The sequence below is a fragment of the Rothia sp. HMSC061D12 genome, assembly GCF_001836735.1.
Classification (GTDB): Bacteria; Actinomycetota; Actinomycetes; order Actinomycetales; family Micrococcaceae; genus Rothia.
The window spans coordinates 1-17,446 of the sequence record NZ_KV830305.1 but is presented as its reverse complement, the minus strand read 5'-3'; the positions used below and the strand labels follow the sequence as shown (position 1 = coordinate 17,446).

The window sequence follows — 17,446 nt, the reverse complement described above, 5'->3', positions numbered from 1 at the left end:
CGCCCCCGCGCCCAACCCTATGGTCAGCACGCGAGCGCGGCTCAACGTCTTATCGGGAGCGGACGCACCACTCCCCCAGCGTTCGGCGGGGCCTAGCCCGCGCGCTTCGCCTTCAACTGGTCATTCACAGCGTTAATCACTGCAGAGACCGTCGCATTAAAATCAAGATCCGAGCTGTCCACCAGGGTCACGCCCTCGGCAGCTTCCATAAAGTTATTGACCTTCGAGTCCTTTGCATCACGCTCAGCGATCTGCTTGCTCAAATCACCCGAAGCGCCCGACTTCTCGGAGTTCTCCAGGCCGCGGCGCGCCATGCGCACCTCTTCAGAAGCAGTCAGCAGGATGCGCGCGTCAGCATCGGGGGCGACCACGGTGGTGATGTCGCGGCCCTCAGCGACCATGCCGTTAATAGCGTGGTCAATCATCCAACGCTGCAGGCCAATCAGGTGCTCACGAACCGCCGGAACCGAAGCCACAGCAGACACAGCCGAAGAAATGCGCTCGCTACGAATCTCCTCACGGATATCGGCCGAGCCCATCAGAATCTCTTCTTCCTTAATGTTCGTACCGAACACCAGGGGCATCTCCTCGACAGCCTTCGCAATCGCCTCAGCGTCGTTCAGGTCAACGCCAAGTTCCAGCACACGGTAGGTTGCGGCACGGTACATTGCACCGGTGTCCAGGTACGCCAGACCAAAGTGGCGCGCAACTTCCTTAGACACAGACGACTTACCGGAACCGGAGGGACCGTCAATAGCAATCGTCAGTTTAGGGTTCTCGTGCATCAGCACTCCTTCAAATTCGTCTCAAACTTTATGCCGGAAAATACAGCTTTAACTCTACTTCACAACACGCCAACCGCGAGCCGACAAATCGCGGACCAGCGCCTCATGAATAGACGGATTGACCGAGATTTCAGCCATACCCACCGGGGCACCCGTTGAGTGCTCCAGCCGCAAATCCTCAAGGTTCGCGCCCAGCTCACCAATCTCGGCAAGCAAACGAGCCAGCGTGCCGGGGGTGTCGTCCACCAGCACCGTCATCTTCGCGAACGCGGCGGGCGCCGTACCGTGCTTACCCGGAATACGGCTCACACCCGCGTTGCCTTCGCTCATCAGCTGCGCCAAATCCAGGCGAGCGCCGGATGCCGTGGGGTTCTCCAGCGTCGCGATGAGGCGGTTCAGGTCGTCGCGCACCCCGTAGAGGGTCTTCACGATCGGGTCGGCGTTCGCCGCGAAAATCTGCACCCACAGCGTCGGGTCCGACGCCGCGATACGCACCGTATCGCGCAGGCCCTGACCCGCCAGGGACAGCGCGTACAGCGGAGTGTCCTGCAGGCGCGAAGCCAACAGCGAGCTCATCGCCTGCGGCACATGCGAAATCAGAGCAACCGTCTGATCGTGCTCCTCAACGCTCAGAGACGTCACAATCGCACCCAGCTCAACCGCCACAGAACGCACCAGACGCACACACTCGGGGCGAACCGAATCGTGCTCGCAGATAATCCACGGACGCGCCTGGAACAGCTCACCGCGAGCAGCCACCGGGCCCGACTTCTCACGCCCAGCCATCGGATGCGAACCCACGTAACGGGACGCATCCGCACCCGAGGCAAGCACATCAGCCAGCGGCTGCACCTTCACCGAGGCAACATCCGTCACCACGGCACCGGGGTAGCCCGCCTCCGGTCGAGGCGCGTAGGTGTTCAACGCGCGAGCGCACACGGCACCGGCACTATCCGGAGGCGCAGCCACTACCACCAGCTGCGGGGCGAGGGCGGCGCGTTCCTCCTCCGACAGGGTGGAGAAGCTTGTACCGGCACCGATATCCTGCGCCACAGCCTCGGCGGTGGGAGAAATATCTTGGACGTACACGTCCTCGCATCCTGCCGCACGCAACCCCAAACCAATCGAGGCACCCAGCAGACCCGAACCGATAATGAGTACCGGACCGGTCAGCGTTGAGTCGATGGGCAGCTCAGATGCAGAAAGCTCAGCGGGCGAGCTCATGACAACTCCTTAGCGTTATTACATGTCCACCGAAGCGAGCAGGTGACCGATCTCGACCTTGGAGAGGTTACGGACGGTACCCTGCTTCTGCGAACCAATACGGATCGGGCCCATTTCAACGCGGACCAGGCGCTCAACCGGGTAGCCGACGGCGTCGAAGAGGCGGCGCACGATGCGGTTCTTACCGGAGTGGATGGTCACCTCAACGAGCACGTGGCCGGGGGTGGAGTCCACCAGCTTGAACTCGTCAACGCGGGTCACGCCGTCTTCCAGGCGAATGCCCTTCTTCATGGCTGCGCCGACGCCGGGCTCCATCGGGCCGGGAACCTGCACCAGGTAGGTCTTGGGCACCTCGTAGGAGGGGTGGGTGAGGCGGTTCGCCAGTTCACCGTCGTTGGTCAGCAGCAGCAGACCCTCAGTTTCGACGTCCAGGCGGCCCACGTGGAACACGCGCTCGCTCATGGAGGAACGCAGGAAGTCAGAGATGCAGGGGCGACCTTCGGGATCTTCCATGGTGGAGACCACGCCGGCGGGCTTGTTGAATGCCATGTAGACGAGCTTGTCGTTGGTCTGAACGGTCATGCCGTCCACCTGCACGGTCACCTTGGAGGGGTCCACGCGCACGCCCAGCTCGGTCACGACTTCACCGTTGACGGTGACGCGGCCTTCGGTAATCATTTCTTCGCAGACACGGCGGGATGCTACACCGGCCTGAGCCAGCAGCTTCTGCAGGCGCACGCCGTCGTGGTCATAGAACTCATAGTGGTCTACCGGGGCGTTGCGGGGGCGGCGGGGGCGGTGCGGGCCAGCGTAGTTGCTGACGCGGTATTCGCCGCGCTCGTTTGCGAAGGCTTCACCGGAGCGGTAGGGGCGGCCCGGTGCGCGGCGTTCGCGCTTGGGCAGTTCGGTGCCGCGGCCTCGGCCGGAACCTGCGCGGCCTGCGCCGAACTTCTTCTCGCCAAACTTCTTGTCACCGAACTTCTTCTCGCCGAAGCCCTTTGCGCCGCCCTTGCCTGCGCCACTCTTCGGTGCGCCGGGACGACCGCCGCGTGCGGATGCACCCTTAGCGCCGGGCTTACCGCCCTGACCGGGACGAGTAGCGCCGGGACGGCCACCGCGGGAGTTCTGGGGGCGACCGGATGCAGAGCGGCCGCCGCGGGAGGAGTTTCCATATGCCATGGTGTTCTTCTCTTTTCTGTCGTATAGTGCAAACGTTTCAGGCTTTTCCCGAACGTTCCTTCGTCTTATTGATTCGTTGTCTTAGTCGTTGCCCTCGGCAAGCACTGCGGCTTCCGTATCATCGGGCAGGAAGGGCGCGAGCGCCGGCAGCTCCTCCAGGGAGTTCAACCCGAGCTTCGCCAGCAGCAGCTCCGTGGTTTCGTAGAGGGTCGCGCCGCTTCCGGCTTCTCGCCCTGCTTCACGAATCAGCTGCCGTTGTAGCAGCTGGCGGATTGCCGCGTCCGCGTTTACGCCTCGGATGGAGGCTACCCTCGCCCTGGTCACCGGCTGCTGGTAGGCAATCACGGCGAGCGTCTCGTAGGCGGGCTTGCTGAGGGTCGCGCTCTTGGAACGGGTCACGAAGCGTGCCACCCAGGGGGCGAAGTCGTCACGGGCGTAGAGCTTCCAGCCTCCTGCAATGTTCCGCAGCTGGAATCCGCGAGGTTCGGGCACCACCCGGTTTTCGTCTTCTCCGTAGCCGCTTTCTTCGCCGTTGTACTCGCGGTACAGCTGGTCGAGCGCGTGCTCAACAGCTCGTTCGCTGACGATGAGCGCGGCGGAGAGTTCACACACGCTCACGGGTGCTTCGGCAACGGCGAGGATTGCTTCGATGGCGCTTTTGACGCCGCCGGGGATTGCCTCGACCTTGGAGAATTCGGCTTCGGCATCGACCGCCACGCTGGGTGCGGTGGCGGGGCCTCCCGCAGGAATCTTTACCGGTTTCGTTGCCGGTTCCTTCGACTCGCGGGATGCAGTTTCCTGCGATTCCTCGGAGCTGCCGGAAATGTCGGAACCATCGGAGTCCTCTACCGTTTCAGCGGCTTCAGCCTCCTCAGCTTCTTCGGTCACCTCATCCAGAGGAGCTGCCGCTACCTCGTGCTCAGCCGGCTCAGCTTCCGCCTCAGCAGGCTTTGAAGACTCAGCCTCTACCGCTTCTACCGGCACCGAGTCAGCCTGTTCCGAATCCTCATCTGCGTTCGGATCCCAGTAGCCCATGTTCACGATGGCAAGGTCGTCAGGGGTGAATTCACGGTCAAAGCGTGAGCCGTGATTACTCATAATCCTCCTCTACCGGTCCCGTGTTAGCTTCAGATTCGTTCGCTTCGGGTGATTTAGACGCTTCACTGGTTTCGTGCTGGGTGTCTGTTTCTTCACGGATCACGAACTGTGCCGCGCTCGCAAGTACCCGAATGACTCCGAGCGGTGCGTCCTGTTCCACGTGCAGGGCACCTTCTTTGTAGAGCTCGAGCAGGGCGAGAAAACGAACCACCGCGATTTCTAGTTCGCCGGATCCTTGAACCAGTTCGGCGAAGCTCAGTTCCCGCGCCGCCGTATCGAGCAGGCTGTGCAGAATGTAGTGTTCTTCAGCCGCGATGGTGGTTAGCGGAACGTGCAGGTGCTCGTTGAGTTCTTCAACGATTTCTTCGGGTTCCGGTTCAGGCTCTTTGGGGGTTCGGCTCAGCGCTGTTGCGGCGATGCGGGCGAACTCTTCGGCGCCTCCGGTAAAGACCAGCTCGGGAAGCGCCTGGGCGAATCGTTCTTCGAGGGCTACCGCGCGGGGAAAACGCTGTGCTTCTTGCGCCCAGCGTTCAGCAAAAATATCGGCGACTTCGCGGTAGGCGCGGTATTGCAGCAGACGGGCGAAAAGCAGGTCGCGTGCCTCCAGCAGTGCAACGTCCTCTTCGAGGGGTTCACGATGCTGCGGGAGCAGGCGTGCGGTTTTGAGTTCCAGCAGGGTTGCGGCGGTGACCAGAAATTCGCTGGCTTCGTCGAGTGCGCGTTCGGTGCCTTCAGCGTAGAGGGCGTGCAGGTATGCGAGGAACTCGTCGGTGACCTCTGCGAGCGCCACCTCGGTAATGTCGAGTTTGCGGCGCGAAATCAGGGTCAGTAGAAGATCAAAGGGACCCTCAAAATTACTGAGGGTGAGGGTGAAACCGCGTTCCGGGTTCTGCAGGCCGCGGCCCTCAGTCCGGGCGTTCGCGGCGGTGTCTGCGTTCGGTGTCGGTACCCTCACGGCAGCGACGTTCGTGGTCATAAACGACCTATTCTCCTTAGGTTTATTCTCCCCGGCTTTGTTGGTGCCGTCTCAGATGCGGCTTCTACTTCGCCTATTTTCGGGGCAAGTAGTGCGCGGGGGTCTTTAGAATCCACACAATTATACGCCCTCTACCGGTGCGACTCAAGGGTGAGAGTCACCTCAGCAGAGGGCGTATAGGTGCAGGGGGCTTTAGCGTGCGCCGCCCTTGTAAATCAGTTCGCGTGCCACCTGGCGGTATGCTTCCGCACCGGGGTGGCTGGAGGCGTAGCTGAGAATCGGCTCAGCGGACACCGATGCGTCCGGGAACTTCACGGTGCGCTTGATGACGGTGTCGAAGACCTTGTCGCCGAATGCGTCAACGATGCGTGCCAGAACTTCCTTGGAATGGATGGTGCGCGCATCGAACATGGTAGCGAGCACGCCGGAGATTTCGAGGTCGGGGTTCAGACGGTCCTGAACCTTCTCGATGGAGTCGACCAGCAGTGCGACGGCGCGCAGTGCGAAGAACTCACAAATCAGCGGAATGATGACGCCTTCGGAGGCGGTCAGCGCGTTGACGGTCAGCAGGCCCAGGGAGGGCTGGCAGTCGATGAGAATGACGTCGTATTCGTCGCGGACCTTGCGCAGCGCCGAGGCGAGAACCTGCTCGCGAGCAACCTCGTTGACCAGCTGAACTTCAGCTGCGGAAAGGTCAATGTTGGCGGGCAGCAGGTCGATGTTCTCCACGCCGGTGGGCAGGATGACATCCTTAATGTCGACCTTGCGGTCCATCATGACGTTGTAGACGGTCAGGTCCAGTTCGTGCGGGTTCGCACCGAAACCGGCGGAGAGAGCACCCTGCGGGTCGAAGTCGACCAGCAGCACCTTACGGCCGCATTCTGCCAGTGCCGCGCCCAGGTTAATGGTGGAGGTGGTCTTACCCACGCCGCCCTTCTGATTCACCATAGAGATAATGCGGGCGGGACCGTGGCTGCTCAGCGGAGCCGGGTCGGGGTATACGCGCAGGGGTCGACCGGTGGGGCCGAGTTCTTGAGCCTGAGCTTCAGTCAATGGTTCACCTTCATCAATGAATTCGAAGTTTTAAAGTTTAAGCGTTGTCTATAAGGTTACCTCAAGAGCGGCTGTTCCGCGGATTGGCGGGGTTTTATCCCCGCTCGTGAGCACGCGGATGCGCCATGCGGTACACCTCCATGAGCCCCTCGGGCGTGACCTTGGTATACACCTGAGTGGTGGCGATGGAGGCATGCCCGAGCAGTTCCTGCACCACGCGAATATCGGCGCCGCCCTGTAGCAGGTGCGTTGCGAAGCTATGCCGCATGGAGTGCGGAGAGAAGTCAGAGCTGAGCCCGGCGGCTTCGGCGGCTTCTTTGAGGATGAGCCACGCGCCTTGGCGTCCGAGCCTGCCGCCTCGTCCGTTGACGAAGAGCGCGGCGGTGCCTTTACCGTGCGCTACGAGGGAGGGCCGGCCGCGCACCAGGTAGTCTTGGATTGCTTTTTGGGCGTAGCTACCAATGGGTACGAGTCGCTCTTTATTTCCTTTGCCGAAGAGTCGAACGTAGCCGGGCAGAGTGATCTGGTTGCCGTCTTCATCGGTGAGAGTCCCTTCGAAGTGAACGTCATCGATATCGGCGTTGAGCATTTCGCTCACGCGCGCACCGGTGGCGTAAAGGAATTCGAGCATGGCTCGGTTGCGTAGCCCGGTGGCGGTTTCGCGGTCGGGTACGGCGAGTAGCCGTTGGATGTCTTCTACTCTGTCTGCTTTGGGTAGGCGTTTAACGTTCTTGGGCGGGGTGACCGGTGCCGCCGGGTCGGTGGGCACGATGAGCGCGGAGACCCAGAAGGCGTGTGCTCCGCGGACTGCCGCCATGGTGCGGGCGATGGAGTTCGGGCCCAAGGGCAGGGGAAGGCTCGGCGCCCCTTCAGCGGTTGGCGCTTCTTTTTCTGGCGCCCCGGCTTTCTCCGGCTGCCCGGCGCGCCCGTTTCCAGCACGTCCTTTCCCAGCACGCCCGTTTCCTGTCCCTCGCCCCGATTCGGAGGCAATCATCAGCGCCAGCGATTCTGCGGCTTCTTCCTGCGCTTCCCGAGATTCCTGCGCGTTCTGGTTGTGTTTCTCCCCCGCTTCGAATCCTGCAAGGGGCACGGTGGGGGCGGCGAGTTCCCGCATGAAGGAACGCACCTGCGCGGTGGTGATGCGTTCGGGGTCGATGACGCCGAGGGCCGCCATGTAGGCGCTGTATCGTCGCAAATCGCGCGCGTAGGAGGCGATGGTGTGCTCGCTGCTTCCTCGTTCCACGCGCAGGTGGATGAGGTACTGGTCAATGGCTTTCTGGAGCGGGGTCTGCGCCTCCTGGTGGGAAGACCCCGGAGTAGAACCAAGGGCAGAAGAACCCAGCACGGAGGAACCGGCAGAAGAGGTCACGCCGAGCAGACCCGCGCCGCGGGGCGCCTTGCTCACCGTGCTTTTTGCCTGCTTCACGCTATCTCCTCTGCCGGTTCTGTTGACGTTTGGGCCTCTTGATATTTGGGTTTGCCGTAGGCGGGGCTACTCCCCCGCTCTACGTTCCGTTCTTAGTGGTTGCGGAAGTTCTCCGGCTTTTCGCGGCGCTGCCCCATGTAGGGGTGGAACTCCCAGCCGCCCTCGGCGGGGCGCAGGCCTTCAAAGTTGTTCTGCGCCGCCGCGTAGGTGGCGAGTACCGCCTGGATAGCGAGCGCGTTGTGAACCTTTCCGCCCAGCACCAGCTGTACTGCCTCGGCGAGGGGCACCCAGCGGTAGGTCATTTCTGCTTCTTCGTCGGTGCGTTCGCTACGTTCTTCGGCGGGCAGTTCCGAGAGGTTACGCGCCAGGTAGACGCGGCCTGCTTCGCTGGTTGCGCCGGGGCTGCTGAAGTAGTCGGTCAGTGCGTTCCAGGTGTCTGCCTGCAGGTCGGCTTCTTCGGCAAGTTCGCGCTGCGCGGCGACCAGGGGGTCTTCACCGTCGATGTCGAGCAGTCCGGCGGGTACTTCCCAGAGGTTCATGCGCACCGGGTGGCGGTACTGGTTAAGCATCAGCAGTTCGTTGTTGTCGTTGAGGACCGCCACGGCGACGGCGCCGGGCATTTCCACGACGTCGCGGGTCAGCACGGTGTTTTCGTTGAGTTCGTACTCTTCAACGGTCGTTTCAATCACGTAGCCGCTGTACTTCACGGTGCGGGTGCGGATGGTGCGTTCGGAGGGTGCATCAATAATCTGCTGGTTGTTGCTCATTCTTTCATTGTAGGCGGCTTCTTAGCCCCGCTACGTTTGGCGCGTCAGGTACGGGCACGGAATAAGACACGTTCAGGTTTAAACGAAAGCATCCCGCCCTCCCCTGCGCGGGGTGAGCGGGATGCTGAACGTTTGTGCCTAGATGTTAGGCGCCGCGGCGCTCCAGAGCAGCCTTAATCAGGCCGGAGAAGAGCGGGTGCGGGCGGGTCGGACGCGAGCGGTACTCGGGGTGTGCCTGAGTTGCCACGTAGTAGGGGTGTGCCTCTGCGGGCAGTTCCACGTACTCGACCAGCGAGGAGTCCGGGGAGGTACCGGAGATGCGCAGGCCTGCTTCTTCAAGCTGCTCGCGGTACTCGTTGTTCACCTCGTAGCGGTGGCGGTGACGCTCTGCAACCTCGGTTGCACCGTACGCCTTAGCAACCTGAGAGCCGGGAACCAGGTTTGCCTTGTACAGGCCCAGGCGCATGGTGCCGCCCAGGTCGCCTGCACCTTCGACGAACTGCTTCTGCTCTTCGATGGTTGCGATGACCGGTACGGAGGTTTCCGGATCGAACTCGGTGGAGGATGCTTCGGTCAGACCCAGTACGTTGCGTGCGTACTCGATGACCATAGACTGCAGGCCGAGGCAGATACCCAGGGTCGGGATCTTGTGCTCGCGTGCGTACTTGAGGGCGCCGATCTTGCCGTCCAGGCCGCGGATGCCGAAGCCGCCGGGCACGAGGATTGCGTCCATGTTGCGCAGCTGGTGGTCTGCATCTTCGTCGGTTGCGCACAGGTCGGCTGCAACCCACTTGATGTTGACCTTCACGTTGTTTGCGAAGCCGCCGGCACGCAGAGCCTCGGAGACAGACAGGTATGCGTCGGGCAGGTCGATGTACTTACCGACCAGACCAACGTTGACCTCTGCTGCGGGGCGGTGCACTGCGTCGAGCAGGCGGTCCCACTGGGTGAAGTCCGGTGCGGGAGCCTCAATGCCGAAGTAGTCGAGGATGTAGTCGTCGAGCTTCTGGCTGTGCAGGGTCTTGGGGATGTCGTAGATGCTGGGTGCGTCGGCGCAGGAGATGACTGCGTCGCTGTCCACGTCGCATGCGTTACCGATCTTGGTACGGTGCGAGACGGGGACCTCACGCTCACAGCGCAGGATCAGACCGTCAGGCTGGATGCCCAGGCCGCGCAGTGCTGCGACGGAGTGCTGGGTCGGCTTGGTCTTGAGCTCGCCGGAGGGGCCGATGAAGGGCACCAGGGAGACGTGCAGGAAGAAGACGTTCTTGCGGCCAACATCGCGGCGTACCTGGCGTGCTGCCTCCATGAAGGGCAGGGACTCGATATCGCCGACGGTACCACCGATTTCGGTGATGATGATGTCGGGTGCGTTGTCAATTTCCGCTGCGTGACGCATGCGGGCCTTGATTTCGTCGGTAATGTGAGGGATGACCTGGACGGTGTCGCCGAGGTATTCGCCGCGGCGTTCCTTTGCGATGACGGAGGAGTAGACCTGGCCGGTGGTCACGTTAGCGGACTGGTCGAGGTTTTCGTCCAGGAAGCGCTCGTAGTGTCCGATGTCGAGGTCGGTTTCAGCACCGTCGTCGGTGACAAAGACTTCACCGTGCTGGAAGGGGTTCATCGTACCGGGGTCGACGTTCAGGTAGGGGTCGAACTTCTGCATGGTCACAGAGAGGCCACGTGCGCGAAGAAGCTGACCGAGGGAAGAGGCCGACAGGCCCTTACCGAGAGAAGATGCAACGCCGCCGGTCACGAAAATCTGGCGGGTTACCTTGTCGTTAGAGGACGCGTTCAGAGCGTTATTTTTTTCATTCACCACGGAATTTAAGCCTACCATTTTCTTGTCTGCTATCCAAGCAGAGGGTTTTGCCGCGAGAGGATTCTCTCAGGCGGCTTTCCCTCCCCTATTTGTCCTTATCACCACTGTAAACGGAGCCGGGGATTTATTATTCCCGCCGCGCCGTGTAGAAGCCGGTGTAGGAGCATTCACAGAGTATCTCACATCCTCTGGGCTCCATGCGCCGCTATTGGTCACCGGCACGGGCTGTACTGGCAACTTTCCGAGGCACGCTCGCGCGCTTCACCCCCTTTGATGGTCTTTAGTGCGAAAGATGCCACCTTTCGGCGCTTTTGCCAGCACTTTCCTCATGCTTTTCCCTGCCGGTTTGCCGCCGGTTTGCCGTCAGCTTCAGCGTCCCTGGGGCACTTCTCGACCGGCGGCCAGCAGCTCTCGGGCGTGCTCTCGCGCCGATTCTGATTGATCGTGCCCGGAGAGCATTCGCGCCAGTTCCACCACGCGTTCTTCTTCGGAAAGTACCTTGACCTTTGAGAGGGACGCGTCATCGTTTTTCAGCACGAGGATGTGCTGGTCCGCGAAGGCTGCGACCTGCGGCAGGTGGGTGACCACCAGAACCTGCACGTGTCGGGCGAGCATGGCGAGACGGCGACCAATTTCAATAGCTGCCTTACCGCCCACACCGGAGTCCACCTCGTCGAAGATGAAGGTGGGTACGGGGTCCACTTCGGCAAGCACTACCTCCAGGGCGAGCATCACGCGGGAGAGCTCACCGCCGGAGGCGCCCTTACCGAGCGGGCGCGGCACGGCGGTTCGATGGGGCGCCAGCATGAAGGTCACGGTGTCTCGACCGTGTACCGAGAACTTTTCGGCTTCGGCAACTTCCACGACCAGGGAGGCGTTCGGCATGGCAAGAGCAGTGAGCTCTTCGCTGACGGCGTCCGCCAGTTTCTGCGCGGCGGCACGGCGCAGGGCGGTCAGCTCTTCTGCTTGGGCACCAAGCACCTTGCGTAGCTGTACCAGCTCGGTTTCCAGGGTTTCCTGTCGCTGCGGGTCATCCACCAGGGTCTCGAGGCGTGCACGGGATTCTTCGGCCCATTCGAGGACCTCAGCAATATCGGCACCGTACTTGCGAGTGAGGGTCGCCAGCTGGGCGCGGCGAGTCTGCACCTGCGCCAGACGTTCGGGGCCCTCAACATCCAGGGAGGCCATGTAGGAGGACAGATCCGAGGAGATATCGGTGGCAAGAATCAACAGTTCATTGACGCGCGCGGCGAGGGAGGCAAGCTCTTCGTCAGCGTCTGCCTGCGCCTGTAGAGCGGAGCGGCTTGCATCGAGCAGGCTCATGACGCTCTGCTCGTCACCGGTGGAGTATTCGCTACCGCTGAGCGCCGCGGAGGCGGTTGCCGACGCAATGCGTAGCGCTTCAACGTTCATGAGCTTCACCATTTCGGCTTTGAGCTCTTCTTCTTCACCCGCCTGCGGGTTGACGGCGCTGATTTCTTCGAGGGCGCCCTGCAGGGTCTGCGCTTCGAGGGCTCGTGCGCGCGAGTTTTCGCGTACTTCCTTCAGCTCTGCGGCGGCGGCGCGGTATCGCTCGTAGTTTTCGCGGTACTTCTCCAGCAGGTTGGCAAGCTCTGCACCGGCGTACAGGTCGAGGGACTGGCGCTGCTCTGCCGCTGATTTGAGGCGCAGCTGATCGGACTGGCCGTGGACTGCAACAAGAGTCTGACCAATCTGAGACAGGGTTCCGATGGGCGCGGAGCAACCGCCGACGTGGGCGCGGGAGCGTCCCGAGGCGTTGACGGTGCGTGCCAGAAGCAGCTCGGAGGTCTGTTCGTCGATGTCTTCGGCGGTGCCGCCGGCTTCTTCGGCAAGCTCGAGGGCTCGGTGCCCGTGGGGCAGGCGAATCACGGCTTCGGCAAGGGCGCTCTTGGCGCCATTGCGCACGCTGGATGCGTCGGATCGGGCGCCCAGGAGCATGCCGAGGGCGGTGACGACCATGGTTTTACCTGCGCCGGTTTCGCCGGTCAGCACGGAGAATCCGGGTTCGAGGGGGAGCCTCGCATCGGTGATGATGCCGAGGTCTCGAATATGGATTTCCTCAATCACGAACGTTCATTCCTTTTCTTTAGTGCTTCTCGGTATCCTGCGGGCCGCGCCAGCCACGGATCGGAAGCTCAAATTTACGCACCAGTCGCTCAGAGAAGGGAGCCGGGTGGATACGGGCGAGTAGCACCGACTTTTCGGAGCGTCGCACCTCAATACGGGAGCCGGGGTCCAACTCCACGGTTCGGCGGCCATCGCACCAAAGCACACCGGAGGCGCCGTTTCCGGGCATCATTTCTACCGCCAGAGTGGAGGTCGGCGCTGCTACCAGCGGGCGTGCGAAGAGCGCGTGAGCCGAGAGGGGCACCATGAGAATTGCTTCAACTTCGGGCCAGACGACCGGGCCGCCGCCGGAGAAAGCGTAGGCGGTCGAGCCGGTGGGGGTTCCCATGACCACGCCGTCGCATCCGAAGCTGCTGAGCGGGCGGCAGTCCACCTCGATAATGACTTCAATCATTTTTTCGCGGTTGCCCTTTTCGACACTGGCTTCGTTCAGCGCCCAGTCGCTGTGCACGCGCTTGCCGTCGTTCCAGACTTCCACATCGATTGCCATGCGTTCTTCAACGGTGTATTCGTTGTTGACGATGCAGCGAACGGTTTCGGTCAGGTCGCTCTCTTCAGATTCGGCGAGGAATCCGACGTGTCCCAGGTTCACGCCAATGAGCGGAACGCTGGTTCGGCGTACCATTTCTGCGGCGCGAAGAATCGAACCGTCACCGCCGAGCACCACGCCGAGTTCAATATCGATGAGCGCCACGGATTCGTGGACGACCTGCACGGGGACGGGCTCGTCCCAGTTTTCGCTCAGGGTCTCCAGATCGGAGCGAGTCATGACGGGTGCGAGTCCCGCTTCGTAGAGCTGGGTGCATGCCTGTCGGGCGGCATCTCGTGCTTCTTTGCGCCCCACGTGGGCGAAGACGAGAATCTTACGGTGACTCTGCCCTACCGAGTCTTCGGAATCATGGCGCGCGCTGATTGTGGGCAACTGCGAGAGGTCAAAATCTCGCGTTACACGACTTTCCTGTTTTGCCATAACGACTCTCTCCCATCGGGTGTTGAGATGGTGTATCTACACCTATCATACCGAATATGTTCTCGAAGATTTTCTAAATAGCTATATTTTTAGAAAATTATTTCGAATAGCGTACAGCTGGAGTATCCCTAAAATACCTGCGAATAGCGCGGCAGCCTGAGAAAGCCCCGCCCTCAACGCGTCCTGCGTTACCGAGCGGTTTTTCTCAGACTGCCTTAGCACTATTATTTTTGGCACTATATTTATTTTCGGCACCATAGGAAGTACTCTACGTTGCCGTCCTGTCCGGGGAGCGGGCTGGGTTCCATACCCATCACACGCAATCCGTGGCTGACCGCAGATGCCTGAACTTTTTCTACTGCTTCACGGCGGGCGGATTCTTCGTGCACCACTCCCCCACGTCCGATGCGGTGCTTGCCGACCTCGAACTGCGGCTTGACCATGAGCACCAGGTCGCCGCCGGTTTCGGTGGCGTTCGCTAGCGCCTCCATAACCAGGGTCAGCGAGATGAACGAGAGGTCAGAAACCGTCAGTTCGACCTGCCCGCCAATATCTTCGGGCTTCATGTAGCGGACGTTGAGTCCTTCGTACACGCCAACTCGCGGTTCTTCACGTAGCGCGTCTACAAGCTGTCCGTGTCCCACGTCCACGGCAGCCACATGGGCGGCGCCTCGGCGAAGCAGTACGTCGGTAAAGCCTCCGGTGGATGCTCCCGCGTCCAGGCAACGTTTGCCTTCCACCTCGATATCGGGGAATGCATCGAGGGCACCGGCGAGCTTGTGACCTGCGCGGCTGACGTATTCAGTCAGCTCGCTCTGGCGCACGTAGAGGGTGTCCTCCGGGCCCACGATCATAGATGCCTTGCGCGCGGCCTTGCCGTTGACCTGCACGTCCCCGGCGGCAATAAGCTTTGCGGCGAGGGTTCGGGAGCTCACGAATCCGGCTTCGACCAGGTATTTATCGAGGCGCACGTGTCCTTATCTTCTTTCTGTCGTTGTCTGGCGACGGGTTATCTAGTGCAGGTGAACCCTCAGAGCTTTGCTGTCTGAGGGTTCACCGCCGCGAGCTAGGAGAGGTTTTCGAGGTCCTTTTCCAGTTGCTCGCTCATCGTTTCGAGGCGCTTGACGCGCTCTACAGGGTCCATGGCGAGGGTCACCGCGAGTTGGCGCTCGAATTCTGCGTCAAGCTCAGCGGTTTCCTCCGCTTTGTTGTTAGTGTCCTGGTCCTTAGGCACCGGGAATCCCCTGAATGTTGGGGCGTGCTGCCTGCTCGGGGTTTGCTGCCCACCATGCTGCGCAGGCTACGCGCCATGCTTCGGCTTCACTCTCGCTGCCTGCGAATGCTTCGGCGTCTTCAACCTCGGGGCCGGTCAGGCTCAGGTTTTCACCGCGGACTCGTGCCTGCCAGGTGGGGCCGGTTGCGGTGACTTCGTAGCCTTCGTAGAGCACCTCAATTTCGGGGTAGGGTGCGAAGAAGTCCTCGAGGGTGCGCAGAATATAGGTCGGACGCTGATTCGGTACTGCCTCGATGACGTCCTGGTAGGTCTGTACGCCGGTGAGGACGAGGGCACCGTCCATCTTTGCGTTGTTGGCACCGAGAATGTCGGTGTCCAGGCGGTCGCCCACAATGACGGGGCGGCTGGAGTTCACGGCCTTTGCTGCAGTGTGGAAGATGGGCGCTTCGGGCTTGCCCGCAACGAGCGGGGTACGGCGTGAGGCGGTTGCTACGGCAGCAACGAGAGTTCCGTTGCCGGGCGCCTGACCGCGCTCCTTGGGGATGGTTTGGTCGGTGTTGGTTGCGATCCACAGCACATCGGGGTTTGCGAGGGTGTAGGCGGCTTCTGCGAGGTCTTCCCAACCCATCTTCGGGTTGAAGCCCTGGATGAGGGCTACGGGGCCTTCTTCTTCCTTGCGTACGGTTTCGAGGCCTACCGCACGAACGCAGTCGGCGAGTGCTTCGGTGCCGGTGATGAGTACTTTGGAGCCTGCGGGTACGTGCTGTGCGAGCAGTGCGGCGCCTGCCTGTGCGGAGCTGACGACTCGTTCTGCTCGGGTGTGCACGCCCAGTTCGCGCAGGTGCTCTGCTACGGATTCTACGGAGCGCGATGCGTTGTTGGTGACGAAGATGACCGGTACATTGAGTTCTTCTTCGGCACGGTTGAGCGCTTCGGGTGCGCCTTCGATGGCGAAGGGACCCGCGTAGACCACGCCGTCCAGATCGGAGAGGAGGGCATCGTAGCGGGATAGGAGTGCGTTCGTGGTCATAGAGTGTTCCTCTCGGGGGCTCTGGCGGTTGTCGCTATTAATCGTACCTGTTAGACACTCATACGTAGGTGCCTTCCGGTGATTATGTGCGAAACCGCTGGACGCTCTCCCCTGCTTGGGTGTGGCGTCCAGCGGTTTCACGCTGACACTTAGGTCACGTATTTAGAATTCTTAGATTCTCTGCAGTCTTATTCTGCGGAGGTTTCTTCTGCTTCTTCAGACTTAGGCGCATCAGACTTAGGCGCTTCGGTCTTCTCGTCCTCAGCTACTTCTTCCTGAGCTTCGTTTGCTTCCTCTTCAGCGGAAGCATCCGCGGTCCCTTCAGCGTCTTCTGCGGTTTCAGTGAGTTCTACGGACTTCTCTTCCTGTTCGAAGAGGCCTGCTTCACCGAACATGTCGAAGATTTCGGGTTCTGCGAAGTTGCCCTGGCCCAGTGCTGCTTCTGCCATGAATGCGAGGCGTGCCCAGCGTTCTGCTTCCTGGTTACGGCCTGCGTTAGCCAGCGCGTCGGAGTATGCGCTGAACAGACGGGGGCTGTACTCGAAGGCACGCTTGGGGTTCAGCTGAGGAATCTGCAGCGCTACGACAGCTTCAGACTTCTTGCCCTGATCACTGAGGATGCCGGATTCAACGATGGCGAGCTCTACGCGCACGTTGGCGGGCAGTTCTTCCTTCTTGAATTCTGCAATCATTTCCATTGCCTTGGGCAGACGGCCGAGTGCACGTTCGCAGTCCACCAGCAGTGCCAGGTGATCTACGGAGCCGCTAATACGGCGGTGGGTGCGCAGTTCGCGCAGTGCCAGTTCGAAGTCTTCTGCAACGTATGCGGCGACGCCAACGGCTTCACGTACTGCGGCAATACGGCCTGCACTGCGGGATGCTGCAACGGCGTGTTCCAGCGCGAATTCGGGGTCGATGTCGAGGTAGCGACCGGCCATGGCGAGGTGCTTTGCAACGGTTTCTGCGTTGCGGGGTTCCAGAGCACGCAGCTGACGGAAGGTTGCACCGTCCAGCTCGCGACCGGTGATGTCATCGTCAATTTCCGGTGCCTTGGGCTTTGCGGGGCGGTAGCCTACACGGCCACCGATGCTGCGTACTTCTTCGCGAGGTGCTTCTGCTTCGGGACCGTTGGAGCGAGGTGCCTTGGAACGGGAGTCGGAGCGACGGCCGTCGAACTTCTTGCCTCCGCGGTCGTTACGCTTGAAACCGCCCTTGCCGCCAAAGTTCTTGCCGCCCTTCTTGGAGCGGAAGTCCTTTCCTCCGCTGTTCTTGCGGTGCTGGCGGGGGCCGGAGCCGTTAGACTCGTGACGGGGGGTCTCAGACATGAATCTCCTTGGGAGGTATCCGCTCTTGGGCGGGTAGGGTATGCAGTCGATTCGGGCGAACCGCTGCCTGAGGCATCAACTCTATGAGGGGTGCTTAGATGCACCCGCTAATGCCTAAACATAAGCCATACCATTCTAGTATAGAGAACACCTTCCGTGCACCCGTACTGATGGGATGTTAAAGACAAATGGGGAGGCGGTTAGGCCTCCCCAAACAAAAATAGCCCCGGCGAAGCCGGGGCTATTGAATAATAAAGCGGCGATGACCTACTCTCCCACACCCACAAAAGTGCAGTACCATCGGCGCGAAGAGTCTTAGCTTCTGGGTTCGGAATGGAACCAGGCGTTTCCCTCTCGCTATAATCACCGCAAACCTACGGGATTGTTATCCAAAAACCATACAGTGAAC

The 17,446-nt window shown here is 61.1% G+C and carries 15 protein-coding genes and 1 rRNA gene; all 16 read right to left on the bottom strand.

What is annotated here, in order from left to right; genetic code table 11:
- Positions 1-92: 92 nt before the first annotated feature.
- The 16 genes from cmk to rrf all read right to left on the bottom strand — a co-directional run bounded on the left by cmk (position 93) and on the right by rrf (position 17,408).
- Positions 93-785, bottom strand: coding sequence for a (d)CMP kinase (gene cmk / locus HMPREF2682_RS00125; protein ID WP_070830405.1), 693 nt, complete (start codon positions 783-785; stop codon positions 93-95).
- A gap of 54 nt (positions 786-839) precedes the next feature.
- Positions 840-2,009: a prephenate dehydrogenase gene (locus HMPREF2682_RS00120; protein ID WP_070830403.1), complete on the bottom strand. Its 1,170-nt coding sequence runs from the start codon at positions 2,007-2,009 to the stop codon at positions 840-842.
- 18 nt (positions 2,010-2,027) lie between these two features.
- Complete coding sequence (locus tag HMPREF2682_RS00115; RefSeq protein WP_070830401.1) at positions 2,028-3,188, bottom strand: pseudouridine synthase; 1,161 nt, start codon at positions 3,186-3,188, stop codon at positions 2,028-2,030.
- 81 nt (positions 3,189-3,269) lie between these two features.
- Positions 3,270-4,286, bottom strand: a complete 1,017-nt coding sequence (scpB, locus tag HMPREF2682_RS00110) for an SMC-Scp complex subunit ScpB (protein WP_070830394.1) — start codon at positions 4,284-4,286, stop codon at positions 3,270-3,272.
- Positions 4,279-5,262 (bottom strand): segregation and condensation protein A, encoded by a 984-nt coding sequence (locus HMPREF2682_RS00105; protein ID WP_070830392.1) that lies wholly within the window; start codon positions 5,260-5,262, stop codon positions 4,279-4,281. The genes scpB and HMPREF2682_RS00105 overlap by 8 nt, the downstream gene beginning before the upstream one ends.
- A 192-nt stretch (positions 5,263-5,454) precedes the next feature.
- Positions 5,455-6,315, bottom strand: coding sequence for a ParA family protein (locus HMPREF2682_RS00100; protein ID WP_005506637.1), 861 nt, complete (start codon positions 6,313-6,315; stop codon positions 5,455-5,457).
- 94 nt (positions 6,316-6,409) lie between these two features.
- A complete protein-coding gene (locus tag HMPREF2682_RS00095; RefSeq protein ID WP_070830390.1) occupies positions 6,410-7,741 on the bottom strand; it encodes a tyrosine recombinase in 1,332 nt (443 codons plus the stop codon).
- 92 nt (positions 7,742-7,833) lie between these two features.
- Entirely contained in the window at positions 7,834-8,508 is a 675-nt protein-coding gene (locus HMPREF2682_RS00090; protein ID WP_049337504.1) for an NUDIX domain-containing protein, read from the bottom strand.
- Positions 8,509-8,653: 145 nt separating this feature from the next.
- Positions 8,654-10,348 (bottom strand): CTP synthase, encoded by a 1,695-nt coding sequence (locus HMPREF2682_RS00085; RefSeq protein WP_005506644.1) that lies wholly within the window; start codon positions 10,346-10,348, stop codon positions 8,654-8,656.
- A gap of 351 nt (positions 10,349-10,699) precedes the next feature.
- Complete coding sequence (gene recN, locus HMPREF2682_RS00080) at positions 10,700-12,418, bottom strand: DNA repair protein RecN (RefSeq protein ID WP_070830388.1); 1,719 nt, start codon at positions 12,416-12,418, stop codon at positions 10,700-10,702.
- Positions 12,419-12,437: 19 nt separating this feature from the next.
- The gene (locus tag HMPREF2682_RS00075) at positions 12,438-13,448 is read right to left on the bottom strand and encodes an NAD kinase (RefSeq protein WP_083321731.1); all 1,011 of its coding nucleotides are present in this window, start codon (positions 13,446-13,448) and stop codon (positions 12,438-12,440) included.
- A 242-nt stretch (positions 13,449-13,690) separates the two neighbouring features.
- Positions 13,691-14,419 (bottom strand): TlyA family RNA methyltransferase, encoded by a 729-nt coding sequence (locus HMPREF2682_RS00070; RefSeq protein WP_070830386.1) that lies wholly within the window; start codon positions 14,417-14,419, stop codon positions 13,691-13,693.
- 95 nt (positions 14,420-14,514) lie between these two features.
- On the bottom strand, positions 14,515-14,682 hold the full coding sequence (locus HMPREF2682_RS00065; protein WP_049353034.1) for a hypothetical protein: 168 nt from the start codon (positions 14,680-14,682) through the stop codon (positions 14,515-14,517).
- Positions 14,675-15,712, bottom strand: coding sequence for an HAD-IIA family hydrolase (locus HMPREF2682_RS00060; protein ID WP_070634473.1), 1,038 nt, complete (start codon positions 15,710-15,712; stop codon positions 14,675-14,677). The genes HMPREF2682_RS00065 and HMPREF2682_RS00060 overlap by 8 nt, the downstream gene beginning before the upstream one ends.
- A 188-nt stretch (positions 15,713-15,900) precedes the next feature.
- On the bottom strand, positions 15,901-17,037 hold the full coding sequence (locus HMPREF2682_RS00055) for a tetratricopeptide repeat protein (RefSeq protein ID WP_049354921.1): 1,137 nt from the start codon (positions 17,035-17,037) through the stop codon (positions 15,901-15,903).
- A 254-nt stretch (positions 17,038-17,291) separates the two neighbouring features.
- Positions 17,292-17,408, bottom strand: a 5S ribosomal RNA gene (rrf, locus tag HMPREF2682_RS00050).
- Positions 17,409-17,446: the final 38 nt, after the last annotated feature.

What these genes read in the sequence shown, in the direction of transcription:
- cmk (WP_070830405.1), bottom strand. Translation starts at nt 785, where the DNA reads ATGCACGAGAACCCTAAACTGACGATTGCTATTGACGGTCCCTCCGGT.
- HMPREF2682_RS00120 (WP_070830403.1), bottom strand. Translation starts at nt 2,009, where the DNA reads ATGAGCTCGCCCGCTGAGCTTTCTGCATCTGAGCTGCCCATCGACTCA.
- HMPREF2682_RS00115 (WP_070830401.1), bottom strand. Translation starts at nt 3,188, where the DNA reads ATGGCATATGGAAACTCCTCCCGCGGCGGCCGCTCTGCATCCGGTCGC.
- scpB (WP_070830394.1), bottom strand. Translation starts at nt 4,286, where the DNA reads ATGAGTAATCACGGCTCACGCTTTGACCGTGAATTCACCCCTGACGAC.
- HMPREF2682_RS00105 (WP_070830392.1), bottom strand. Translation starts at nt 5,262, where the DNA reads ATGACCACGAACGTCGCTGCCGTGAGGGTACCGACACCGAACGCAGAC.
- HMPREF2682_RS00090 (WP_049337504.1), bottom strand. Translation starts at nt 8,508, where the DNA reads ATGAGCAACAACCAGCAGATTATTGATGCACCCTCCGAACGCACCATC.
- HMPREF2682_RS00085 (WP_005506644.1), bottom strand. Translation starts at nt 10,348, where the DNA reads ATGGTAGGCTTAAATTCCGTGGTGAATGAAAAAAATAACGCTCTGAAC.
- HMPREF2682_RS00075 (WP_083321731.1), bottom strand. Translation starts at nt 13,448, where the DNA reads ATGGCAAAACAGGAAAGTCGTGTAACGCGAGATTTTGACCTCTCGCAG.
- HMPREF2682_RS00060 (WP_070634473.1), bottom strand. Translation starts at nt 15,712, where the DNA reads ATGACCACGAACGCACTCCTATCCCGCTACGATGCCCTCCTCTCCGAT.
- HMPREF2682_RS00055 (WP_049354921.1), bottom strand. Translation starts at nt 17,037, where the DNA reads ATGTCTGAGACCCCCCGTCACGAGTCTAACGGCTCCGGCCCCCGCCAG.